This window comes from Deltaproteobacteria bacterium (genome assembly GCA_028818775.1).
In the GTDB taxonomy this organism is placed as follows: domain Bacteria; phylum Desulfobacterota; class Binatia; order UBA9968; family JAJDTQ01; genus JAJDTQ01.
Map to the genome: position 1 here is coordinate 1 of JAPPNE010000093.1, position 10,360 is coordinate 10,360.

Annotated in this window: 14 protein-coding genes; 13 read left to right on the forward strand and 1 reads right to left on the reverse strand. The window is 64.7% G+C overall.

The genetic code is table 11. From position 1 onward, the window contains the following. From OXU42_11335 to OXU42_11395, 13 genes are all read left to right on the forward strand, one after another. Positions 1-473 (forward strand): molybdopterin-dependent oxidoreductase (locus tag OXU42_11335; protein MDE0029979.1); only part of this gene is annotated, 473 nt, incomplete at its 5' end. 88 nt (positions 474-561) lie between these two features. After that, the gene (locus OXU42_11340) at positions 562-1,065 is read left to right on the forward strand and encodes a hypothetical protein (GenBank protein MDE0029980.1); all 504 of its coding nucleotides are present in this window, start codon (positions 562-564) and stop codon (positions 1,063-1,065) included. 81 nt (positions 1,066-1,146) lie between these two features. Continuing rightward, positions 1,147-1,338, forward strand: coding sequence for a hypothetical protein (locus OXU42_11345; protein ID MDE0029981.1), 192 nt, complete (start codon positions 1,147-1,149; stop codon positions 1,336-1,338). Between the two features lie 300 nt (positions 1,339-1,638). Further along, positions 1,639-1,962: an RNA-binding protein gene (locus tag OXU42_11350; protein ID MDE0029982.1), complete on the forward strand. Its 324-nt coding sequence runs from the start codon at positions 1,639-1,641 to the stop codon at positions 1,960-1,962. A 158-nt stretch (positions 1,963-2,120) separates the two neighbouring features. Next, on the forward strand, positions 2,121-3,422 hold the full coding sequence (locus OXU42_11355; protein ID MDE0029983.1) for a DEAD/DEAH box helicase: 1,302 nt from the start codon (positions 2,121-2,123) through the stop codon (positions 3,420-3,422). A 45-nt stretch (positions 3,423-3,467) separates the two neighbouring features. Continuing rightward, on the forward strand, positions 3,468-4,070 hold the full coding sequence (locus OXU42_11360) for a hypothetical protein (GenBank protein MDE0029984.1): 603 nt from the start codon (positions 3,468-3,470) through the stop codon (positions 4,068-4,070). Positions 4,071-4,151: 81 nt separating this feature from the next. After that, positions 4,152-4,628: a (2Fe-2S)-binding protein gene (locus tag OXU42_11365; GenBank protein ID MDE0029985.1), complete on the forward strand. Its 477-nt coding sequence runs from the start codon at positions 4,152-4,154 to the stop codon at positions 4,626-4,628. Between the two features lie 4 nt (positions 4,629-4,632). After that, positions 4,633-5,496, forward strand: coding sequence for a xanthine dehydrogenase family protein subunit M (locus OXU42_11370; protein ID MDE0029986.1), 864 nt, complete (start codon positions 4,633-4,635; stop codon positions 5,494-5,496). 64 nt (positions 5,497-5,560) lie between these two features. Beyond that, positions 5,561-6,550 carry a hypothetical protein gene (locus tag OXU42_11375; GenBank protein MDE0029987.1) on the forward strand — a complete coding sequence of 330 codons (990 nt, stop codon included), beginning with the start codon at positions 5,561-5,563 and terminating at the stop codon, positions 6,548-6,550. 68 nt (positions 6,551-6,618) lie between these two features. After that, complete coding sequence (locus tag OXU42_11380) at positions 6,619-8,931, forward strand: xanthine dehydrogenase family protein molybdopterin-binding subunit (protein MDE0029988.1); 2,313 nt, start codon at positions 6,619-6,621, stop codon at positions 8,929-8,931. 15 nt (positions 8,932-8,946) lie between these two features. Continuing rightward, entirely contained in the window at positions 8,947-9,315 is a 369-nt protein-coding gene (locus OXU42_11385) for a VOC family protein (protein MDE0029989.1), read from the forward strand. A gap of 46 nt (positions 9,316-9,361) precedes the next feature. Next, positions 9,362-9,610, forward strand: a complete 249-nt coding sequence (locus OXU42_11390) for a DUF4160 domain-containing protein (protein ID MDE0029990.1) — start codon at positions 9,362-9,364, stop codon at positions 9,608-9,610. Beyond that, positions 9,597-10,016, forward strand: a complete 420-nt coding sequence (locus OXU42_11395) for a DUF2442 domain-containing protein (GenBank protein ID MDE0029991.1) — start codon at positions 9,597-9,599, stop codon at positions 10,014-10,016. The genes OXU42_11390 and OXU42_11395 overlap by 14 nt, the downstream gene beginning before the upstream one ends. On the opposite strand, the gene OXU42_11400 is transcribed toward OXU42_11395, so the two are convergent. Continuing rightward, complete coding sequence (locus OXU42_11400; protein MDE0029992.1) at positions 10,006-10,200, reverse strand: hypothetical protein; 195 nt, start codon at positions 10,198-10,200, stop codon at positions 10,006-10,008. The two genes, OXU42_11395 and OXU42_11400, sit on opposite strands and share 11 nt — an antisense overlap. Between the last annotated feature and the right edge of the window lie 160 nt (positions 10,201-10,360).

The following is a 10,360-nucleotide window of genomic DNA, read 5'->3' on the forward strand; positions in this document are numbered from 1 at the left end:
GCATCGACATCCGCACCTGGGAGATCAACGCCGGCATCGCGGTGATGGCGGTGGACTCGGAAACCGGCAGGGTGCGCTGCCTGAGCTACGTCTCCTCGGCCGACATCGGCCAGGCCATGCACCCGCTCCGGTGCGAGGGCCAGGAGCAGGGCTCTGTCATGTTCGGCATGGGCAACTCCCTCACCGAGGAGCAAGTGTTCGACGGCGCGCTGCTGCTCAACCCCAGCGCCATCGACTACGCGCTGCCGCGCTTCAAGGACCTGCCGGCGGTGTTCGATTCCGTCCTCATCGAGAACGGCGACGGCCCCGGCCCCTTCGGCAGCAAGGGCATGGCGGAGGGCGGCCTCGCCCCGGTGGCGCCCGCCATCGCCGCGGCCCTGCGCAACGCCGTGGGCGTGGTGGTGCGCGACCTGCCCATGAGCCCCGAGCGGGTGTACCGGCTGATGGAAGGCGGGAGTTTGAGACAAGACTAGAGAACGTCATTCCCGCGGAAGCTTGCCCTCGACCCCGATCGGGGGCGGGAATCCAGGGGTGGGGAGGGGATCGCAAGAGGCACACCGCATGACAACGACCGAACAAGCCACCACTGACATCGGGGCAAAGGTCATCGCCGCCCTCGAAGAACTCGGCGTCAGCTACGAACTCGTGCAGATCGACCCGGAGTTCGCCGATACCGCGGCATTCTGCGAAAAGTACGGCTTCCCGATGGAGACCAGCGGCAACACCATCATCGTGGCGTCCAAGCGCGGCGAGAAGAAGTACTGCGCTTGCATCGTGCAAGCTACCGCGCGGCTCGACGTGAACAAGACCGTCAAGCGGCTCATGGGGGTGTCGCGGGCGTCCTTCGCGTCCGCCGAGGAAACCATGGATCTCACCAGGATGATGATCGGCGGCGTCACCGCGTTCGCGTTGCCGGCGGGCCTGCCGGTGTATGCGGACCCGAACCTGTTGTCGCAAGAGTACGTCATCCTCGGCTCGGGGAGCCGCTCGTCCAAGCTCAAGATCGCCCCGAAAGACCTCCGCAAGGTGCCCGGCGCTCAGTTCATCGACGGACTGACGATGTAGCGCCACCCGAACCGGTCGGTTCGTGTGGGCTCAAACCGTCATCCGTTTGGCGTTCGCGGCGAGAAACGCTAAACTGTGGAAATGGCCCAACCACGAACCACTTTTGCCAAGCGGCAACGGGAACGCGCGAAGCAGGAGAAGAAAGAGGAAAAGGCCAGGCGGCGCGCCGAACGCAAGGAAGCCCGGCAAGACCGTCCGGAACGCGGCGATGATATCGATCCCGACATCGCGGATATCGTCCCCGGTCCGCAACCTCGTATAGAGGACCTCTAATCCTGCGTCGGCCATCCAGTCGTCTGCCAATCCCTCATCTTCGGTTCACTACCGGTATCGACGCCGGTAGCGGCGTGGCGAGCAGTTGCGACCGAGGCCTCTGCGGTCGTTTGACACATACGCCGGATGCGGCTAAAGTCCCTCCTTGTTAAAGCTGTGTTCCAGCCTAGTCTTCCCGTCGAAGCTCTAGTCCAAAGCAAAAACTCACCACGTGCGTGAAAGACGCATGTTCTTGCCCAAGGCGGCGATCCCAGGGTCGAACAGACTGGTTTTCTTTTGTCTCAACCATTGGAGAGAAACATGAGTCAGAAATTGTACGTGGGCGGTTTGCCCTATTCGGTAACGGATGGCCAGCTCGAGGAAATTTTCACCGAGCACGGGACGGTGGAGTCCGCCACGGTCATCGCGGACAAATTCACCGGCCAGTCGCGCGGCTTCGGTTTCGTGGAGATGAGCTCCAGCGAAGAGTGCCAGAAGGCCATCGACGCTCTCAACGGAACGGATCTCCAGGGCCGGACGCTGACCGTGAACGAGGCACGTCCGCAGGAGCGAAGGTCCGGTTTCGGCAACTCGGGGGGCGGCGGCAACAGACGGTCGGGCGGAGGCAGACCAAGCCGCTGGTAACAGAAGTACGTTCCCACTGACCAACCAATCGAACTTGGCGGTCCCGTAACGGGACGGTGACCGCCAAGTTTTCAAAAACTCGAACCCCCGGCTGAAAGGTGTCACATCGACCGTCAGCCATTCTCCCGAGACCCACTTCCACGCAAAGAAATCATTTTATGTCAAACTCAGACTCCGCATCGTTCGACACATTCGGTCTTTCCGATCCACTGCTCAAGGATCTCGCCAGGATCGGTTTCGTTTCCCCCACTCCCATACAGGCAAAGGCCCTTCCCCCGGCACTCGAAGGCCGCGATGTCCTCGGCTGCGCGCAGACCGGCACGGGCAAGACCGCGGCGTTCGTGATCCCCATGGTGGAGCGGCTCGCGGGCTCGCCCGAGGGCCCGCCACGCGGCTTGATCCTGGCGCCGACCCGTGAGCTGGCGTTCCAGATCCAGGAGACCATCGACGATCTCGGACGTTCGCTGCGGGTCTACGCCACCACGGTGGTGGGCGGCGCCGACATGCAGGCCCAGCTACGCGGCCTCAAGCAGCACCCCGAGATCATCGTGGCCACGCCGGGCCGGCTGCTGGATCTCATGTGGGACGGACACCTCGACCTGAGAGATGTGGAAGTGGTGGTGCTGGACGAGGCCGACCGCATGCTCGACATGGGCTTCGCCGATCAACTGAACCAGGTCATCGACGCGCTGCCGCCCGAACGCCAGAGCTTCCTCTATTCCGCCACCCTGCCCACGGACCTGCGGGAGCTGGTGCGCATGTCGCTGCGGGACCCGTTCAAGGCCGTGGTCGCCAAGCCCGCCACACCCGCGGACGGCGTCACCCACACGCTTCACAACACCACGCCGGCGGCCAAGACGTCGCTGCTGCTGTCGCTCCTCAAGGACAACGACGAATCCGTGCTGGTGTTCACCCGCACCAAGAGCCGCGCCGACCTCATCGCCGACACCCTGCGGCACAGTGGCCATCGCGCCGCCGAGATCCACGGCAACCTGTCGCTGGAGCGGCGCCGCGCCGCCCTGGAAGGGTTCCGCCGAGGACGCCACCGCATCCTCGTGGCCACCGACATCGCCGCCCGCGGCCTCGACATCGACAACATCGGCCACGTCATCAACTACGACCTCCCCTACACGCCGGAAGACTACGTCCACCGCATCGGCCGCACCGCGCGCATGACCGCCGTCGGCCGGGCCACGAGCTTCGCCACAGCCGCCGACAGCAAATCCGTCGTGGCCATCGAAAAGATCCTCGGCCAGTCCATCCCGCGGCCGGCGGGAGGACAGCCGGACAAGCGGCGCCGGAGCCGCGCGGCCGGCCCGGAAACCGTCGAAGCCAAGTCCGCGCGTCCGGCCGGCAAACGCCGCCGGCCGCGCAAACGCTCCGGTCAGCCGAGCGCACACGTTGAGCAACGCGTGGAAGCCACAACGCTCCAGGCCGCGCCTACTACCGACCGGCCTTGACCTAGTACGTTGGATCTACGCACTGGCGAAAACCCGCGAGGAACGATGGAGACCTCTGACGCGATAAACGGACTTCCATGGGCTCAGATGGCTGTTGCCGGAACACAAGCCCTAATTGCACTTACGTTGGTGGTTTTGACGTGGAAACACCACTCCACCCAGATGCGAACCCAGCGTGCTTTGAAAGTGCATGATTGGGGAAACGAGTGCATTGATGCTCTTGCGGAAGCCGATCATTTCTGCTTGTTGGGTCCCGCGGTTGGCGAAGATACCTCGTATGAAGAGAAAAGGATCGGGCTTCTGCGACGTCTATCTGCTCTAATCGATCGCGGCCGAATGTTCTTCGAAAACGAGGATCGGCAACGTTGGGGACAGGACAAACTGCCGGCCTACCAAGGATTTCGTCCCAAGATCCTCGACCCGTTGGTTGCGGCGTATCTAGCCATAGACGCGCTAGGTGAGCAGGTCGGACCACCCGACACCGAAAGAAAAGAACGATTGCTTGGCTGGCGCCGCTACTTCGTATCTCTCCTTCAGATCGAAATAAATCCGGAATGGTTGAAGAAAGCGACGAAGTACACGGAAGATAGTGGAGGGGGTGCTGGCTATCCCATCGACCAGAATTCGAAAGCACCGTCTGAAATTTGAGTGCAGTCACAGATTCATACGAGCCAGTCTTGGCCTCCGACTAAGTCGCGTCGATGGCACGATCCTAGCCAAGGAGACCCTATGGAACACCCCGCAAGACCCATCAACGTTACCGTAAACGGCACGGCGCGTGCGGCCAAGGTGGAACCGCGGCTGCTGCTGGTGCATTTCCTGCGCGAGCACCTGGGGCTTACCGGCACCCACGTGGGCTGCGACACGAGCCAGTGCGGCGCGTGCACAGTGCATCTCAACGGCGCCGCGGTGAAGTCCTGCACGGTGCTGACGGTGCAGGCAGACGGCGCCGAGGTCACGACCATCGAGGGGCTGGCCGACGGATCCACCTTGCACCCCATCCAGGCCGCCTTCCAGGAAGAGCATGGCCTTCAGTGCGGCTATTGCACGCCGGGTATGGTGATGACCGCCGCGCACCTGCTGGAGACCCAGCCGGACGCGGACGACGACGCCATCAAACACGCCCTGGAAGGCAACTTGTGCCGCTGCACGGGTTACGTGAACATCGTCAAGGCCATCCGCACGGCGGCCCAGCAACTGAGGTAACAGCATGCATCCAGCCAGCTTCGGATACGACGCGCCGGACTCCCTGGAGGAGGCCTTCGGCCTTTTACGGCAACACGGTGAGGACGCCAAGCTCCTGGCCGGAGGACACAGTCTGCTGCCGGCCATGAAGCTCCGTCTGACCCAGCCCGAGGTGCTCATCGACCTGAGCCGGATTCCCGGGCTGAGCGGCATCCGGCAGGACGGGGACGTGCTGGTCATCGGCGCGCTCACGACACACACCGACGTATCCACGTCGGAGACCGTCCGCAGCCTTCTGCCGGGTCTGGCGGACACCGCCTCGGTCATCGGCGACTTGCAGGTGCGCAACCGCGGCACCATGGGCGGCAGCGTCGCCCATGCCGATCCCGGCGCGGACCTGCCGGTGACCCTCACGGCGCTGGACGCGGCGTTCACGCTAACCTCGTCCGAGGGCGACCGCATGGTGGCGGCGGACGACTTCTTCGTGGACTTCTTCACCACCGCGCTGGAGCCCAACGAGATCCTCACGGCCATCCGGATCCCGCTGCCGTCCGCATCCGCGCGAACGGCCTACGCCAAGCTGCCGCACCCGGCCTCGGGGTACGTGGTGGTGAGCGCGGCCGCAACGCTGACCATCGACGGCGCCAGCGCCTGCACCGGCGCTCGGGTGGTGCTGGGAGGTGTGGGCGGAACGCCGCACCGGGCCACGGCGACCGAAGCCGCCCTGGAAGGACAAGCGCTTACGCGGGAGGTGATCGCGGGGGCAGCCGAACGGGCCGCGCAAGGGATCGATCCGCATGCGGACTCCTTTGCCAATGAGGAATACAAACGCCACATGGCAGTGGTTTACGCGCGCCGCGCCATCGAAGCCGCGGCGGCGCGGAGTTGAGCGCCGCAAGATACAGCCAGACTGGTCTCGGTCCTTTCAAACGGAATGTGGGGGAGACATGAAGGTGACCAAGGACGACTTGGCAGGCGGGATAGGGCCGCAGGCCAGATCCGACAGGCCGAAGTTCAAGCGCCGCATGCGTTTCCATCAAAGTTGGTACCGAGCCTCCGTGCTCGGGGTCGACTATGGGGAGACCCTGAAAGACGGGAAACGACGCCCATACGGAAACCTGCTTGCTGAGAGGGCGGCGAAGGATGGGAAGAATTTCCTGACCCCGAAGATCCATGATGTGGTGAAAAAACGGGTAGAAGAGCGTGGCAACACAAGCGTGGGCGACCCTTCCCGCCTTTGTCGGAACATGCTGTCAAGCCAACCGATGTGCTTCAACCTTTTTGGCGAACTCGCGTGCGACCACGAGTTGGCCTCCAAGCTGGTCCGTGCGTCGTGGGGCCGTAAACTCGCCACCCTTTGGGGCAGCGATCAGATAGCGGTCACAGTAACCGACGTGCGTTTCGAGTGGGCTCCGGCGCAAAGGGAGAAATTCCTCAAAGACCGGACGGCGTTCGATGCCTTCATCGAGTATCGGACCGAAGCAGGCGAAAACGGCTTCATCGCGGTCGAGACCAAGCTGACGGAGCCGTTCTCGCAGAAGGAATACAACCTCTGCGACAAGAACTACTCGAAGTGGATGACGCCAAAGAGCCCGTGGGGCGACGACGCCAACTGCGCTAAGCTAAAGGCAGCGAAGTATAATCAACTCACGCGCAACCATCTGCTTGCCTGGGCTTTACTCGACCGCAAGAAGTACGCGCACGGCAGTGTCGCCGTGGTGCACCATCCAAAGGATAAGCACTGCCGTGAGACGGTCGAGGGGTATCGCAACTCGGTGCCCCACGAGACACGGCTCCCCGTATGGCGCATCAATCTAGGGGGGCTGATCGATTCATGGCAAGGCGTGTCCAGGGCAGCCTGGATCCGGAAGTTCGAGGAGCGTTACCTCGCCCTCGACAAGAGCAACTCGGCTTGGGAGACTCTGGAAGCCCGACAGGTGTAGCGATGCCGAAGCACCGCCCGTTGACAGATCGAAACGGCGGCCACCCACCAGTCTATAGAGGATCATTCATGAGCACAGAGCAAAGCAGCCCCAACAGCCTCATCGGCGCTTCCATCCGCCGGGTCGAGGACCCGCCCCTGCTCACCGGCCAGGGATGCTACGTGGACGACGTGAAGCTGCCGGGCATCCTGCACGTGGCGATTCACCGGAGCACCCACCCTCACGCCCGCATCGTGTCCATCGACACGAGCGAGGCCGCGGCCATGCCCGGGGTGGTTTGCGTGATGACCGGCGACGACACCGGCGACCTGGCGCTGCGGGCGCCCATGCTGACGCCGGACATGAACATGCCGGAGCACCCGGTGCTGGCGCGGGACGCGGTGCACGCGGTGGGCGCGCCGATCGCGGCGGTGGTGGCCGAGAGCCGCGCCCTGGCGGAGGACGCCGCCGCCGCCATCGGGGTGACTTACGATCCCCTGCCCGTGGTCACCGACGCCGAGGCCGCGCTGGAGGACGGCTCGCCGCTGGCCCACGAGGAGCTAGGCACCAACCACTGCTACACCATGAAGAAGGAGAACGGCGACGTCGACAAGGCGTTCGCCGAGGCCGACCACGTCTGCCGCCTCCACATGAAGAGCCCGCGACTCGTCGCCATGTCCATGGAGGCTCGGGGGGTGCTGGCGAACCCGGACCCCATCCGAGACGAGCTTACGGTATGGATGTCGACACAAGGACCGCACCGGTCCCGGGCCGACCTGGCCAACTCGTTGGGTTTTCCCGAGAACCGCATCCACGTCATCGCGCCGGACGTGGGCGGTGGCTTCGGCAGCAAGGGTTGCGTCTACCGGGAGGACGTTCTGGTGTGCCACCTGGCCCAGAAATTGAACCGGCCCGTCAAGTGGATGGCCACTCGCAGCGAGGACTTCCTCACCACCTGCCAGGGACGCGACCAGGCCATGACCTCAGAGCTAGCCCTGAGCAAGGACGGCAGGATGCTGGGCCTCAAGATCCGGGTGGTGGCGAACCTGGGCGCCTACCTGCACTCCGCCACCGCCGGACCGCCCCAGCGCATGCTGGTCATGGCGCCCGGCTGCTACCAGATCCAGGACGTGCGGGTGGAGATCGTCTCCGCCTTCACCAACACCGTGCCGACGGGGCCGTACCGGGGCGCCGGGCGGCCCGAGTCGGTGCTCAACATCGAGCGGCTGGCGGACAAGGCCGCGCGCGACCTGGGCATGGACCCCCTGGAGCTTCGCCGCAAAAACTACATCCAGCCGGATCAATTCCCCTACCGCACCGGCGTGAACGTGGTGTACGACTCGGGAGACTACGAGAAGTCGCTCGACGAGGCGCTGAGGCTGTCCGACTACGACCGGCTCATCCGCGTGCGCGACGAGGCGCGGGAACGGGGCGAACTGGTGGGAGTCGGCGTCTCCACCTTCGTGGAGCCCAGCGGCGGCGCCGGGTTCGAGAGCGGCGCCGTGCGAGTGGACCGCACCGGCGCGGTCACGGTGCTGACCGGCTCCAGCTCCCACGGACAGGGGCACGAGACCGTATGGGCCCAGGTAGCGGCGGATCTGCTCAAGGTGCCCATGGAAAGCGTGGTGGTGCGCCACGGCGACACCATCGCCATTCAGCAGGGCACCGGCACCTTCGGCAGCCGCAGCGCGGTGATGGGCGGCGGCGCCCTTGCCACCGCCGCCGAACGCCTGGTCGCCAAGGCCAAGGCCATCGCCGGCAACCTCATGGAAGCCTCGCCCGACGACGTCGTCCAGGTCGAGGGCGGGTTCGCCGTGGCCGGCGTGCCGGAACGGAGCGTGACCTGGCGCCAGGTGGCCGGCGCGGCCCACGCCAAGGGCACCCCGCCGGGAATGGACCCCGGCCTCCACGAGATCGCCTTCTTCGACCCCAACCGCGAGGCCTGGGGCTTCGGCGCCCACGTGGCGCTGGTGCGCATCGACGCCGACACCGGAACGTTGACCATCGAGAAGCTCGTGCTGGTGGACGACATCGGCGTGGTCCTCAACCCCATGATCGTCGAGGCCCAGGTCCACGGCGGCCTGGCGCAGGGCCTCGGCGAAGCCCTGTGCGAGCACATGGTCTTCGACGAGGACGGCCAGCCCCGCACCGGCACCCTCATGGACTACGCCGTGCCGCGAGCCAGCACCATGCCGCCCCTGATCCTCGGCGAGACCGAAACCCCCAACCCCTTCAACCCGCTGGGCGTCAAGGGTGTCGGCGAAGCCGGCACCAACGGCGCCCCGCCGGCGGTGGCCAACGCCGTCATGGACGCGCTGGCGCCGTTGGGTATTGACCACATCGACATGCCCTACACCGCGCCCAAGTTGTGGAGGGCGATTCGAGAGGCGCGGAGAAGCTAGCGGCCAGGCTCGGGCATGAAGCTCAATCATCTCCAGGTATCGACGCATGACGTGGACGCTTCCACCGCGTTCTACGAGCGATTCTTCGGCTTCAAAAAGGGTTGGGAAGCGGACGGCGAAACGTTCCTTGTGCGCGAAGCGGACGAGGACGGGTTTCTCCTTGCCCTCAGGCCCGTCGAACAAGGGCCAGAACCTCCCGAGTGGCTCCATTTCGGGTTCACCGTGGACACCATCGCGGAAGTGAAGGAACGGCACGCCGTTCTTGAAGCGGCCGGGATCGCATTCGCAATGGCCATTCTCGACCGGAATGACATGGCCGTCTTCTACGCGCTTGACCCCGGATCAGGGAACCGCGTCGAGGTGGGCTGCTGGTCTCCGGCCTGAAGCCAGCTCGTATTTCCCAAACGCTTAGGTTGTGCTATCTTGATCCATGCCGACAGCCCTCCGCTTCGGTGGCATGCGTGTGGTCGTTTATCCAAACGACCACCGCCCCGCGCACGTTCACGTGGTCAGGGCGGGGAAAGAAGCCGTGTTCATACTGCACTGCCCAAGTGGTCCGCCGGAGTTGCGCGCCAGCTACGGTTTCGGACATCGGGAGGTGAACCGCATCAACGAGAGTCTGACTCAGGCCCTGCAAACACTGTGCGAGGAATGGAGAAAAATCCATGGCCGTTACTGAAGCGGAATTCGAGAAAGCACAAACGCAGGCACGAGTTGAGCGTGATGCCGGCCATGTCCACGCCGCCCGATTCGACCGGCGCAGGAGACGCGTGATCGTGCGGCTTAACACCGGTGTGGAACTGACTTTTCCCGCTGCACTGGCAGAAGGACTGGCCGGGGCGTCGCCCGATGAACTCGCTGAGATCGAGATCAGCCCCACCGGTTTGGGCCTGCACTGGCCCCGACTCGATGCCGATCTCTACGTACCGACCTTGTTGCAGGGCGTCTTCGGCTCCAGAAACTGGATGGCGTCACACATGGGTGCGGCCGGCGGTAGAAGCCGCTCGCTGGCCAAAGCAGCAGCGGCGAGGGAGAACGGCCGCAAGGGCGGGCGCCCGCGCCGTGGCGCCAAGGCTAGTCCTTGAGAGCTTGCGGCTTGGCGATGCCGAGATCGTCTGTAAGCCCACCTTCCAGGGCCGCCTGATCGGCTGGCGATAGGGGCCGCTCCACTGCCTCGGTGAGCGCGTTCAATTCCTCTTCGCTCATCATTTCCTTGAGGATGCCCAATCTGCGCCGGCTTTTCCGCTGTACTTCATCGGGCTTCTTCAACACCATCCTCCCGGCGCTGATCACACCCCGCCAAACCCCTGGTCCTGCGCCTCTCCCACCAGCCACGGGTCGTTGATCTCGGTGGTGGGGGGCTCGCCCTGGAGCACGCGCACCACTTCGCGGGCGGCGTGGGTCTGGCAGTCGACGTAGGACTCGTTGG

What these genes read in the sequence shown, in the direction of transcription:
- OXU42_11340 (MDE0029980.1), top strand. Translation starts at nt 562, where the DNA reads ATGACAACGACCGAACAAGCCACCACTGACATCGGGGCAAAGGTCATC.
- OXU42_11345 (MDE0029981.1), top strand. Translation starts at nt 1,147, where the DNA reads ATGGCCCAACCACGAACCACTTTTGCCAAGCGGCAACGGGAACGCGCG.
- OXU42_11350 (MDE0029982.1), top strand. Translation starts at nt 1,639, where the DNA reads ATGAGTCAGAAATTGTACGTGGGCGGTTTGCCCTATTCGGTAACGGAT.
- OXU42_11355 (MDE0029983.1), top strand. Translation starts at nt 2,121, where the DNA reads ATGTCAAACTCAGACTCCGCATCGTTCGACACATTCGGTCTTTCCGAT.
- OXU42_11360 (MDE0029984.1), top strand. Translation starts at nt 3,468, where the DNA reads ATGGAGACCTCTGACGCGATAAACGGACTTCCATGGGCTCAGATGGCT.
- OXU42_11365 (MDE0029985.1), top strand. Translation starts at nt 4,152, where the DNA reads ATGGAACACCCCGCAAGACCCATCAACGTTACCGTAAACGGCACGGCG.
- OXU42_11370 (MDE0029986.1), top strand. Translation starts at nt 4,633, where the DNA reads ATGCATCCAGCCAGCTTCGGATACGACGCGCCGGACTCCCTGGAGGAG.
- OXU42_11380 (MDE0029988.1), top strand. Translation starts at nt 6,619, where the DNA reads ATGAGCACAGAGCAAAGCAGCCCCAACAGCCTCATCGGCGCTTCCATC.
- OXU42_11385 (MDE0029989.1), top strand. Translation starts at nt 8,947, where the DNA reads ATGAAGCTCAATCATCTCCAGGTATCGACGCATGACGTGGACGCTTCC.
- OXU42_11390 (MDE0029990.1), top strand. Translation starts at nt 9,362, where the DNA reads ATGCCGACAGCCCTCCGCTTCGGTGGCATGCGTGTGGTCGTTTATCCA.
- OXU42_11395 (MDE0029991.1), top strand. Translation starts at nt 9,597, where the DNA reads ATGGCCGTTACTGAAGCGGAATTCGAGAAAGCACAAACGCAGGCACGA.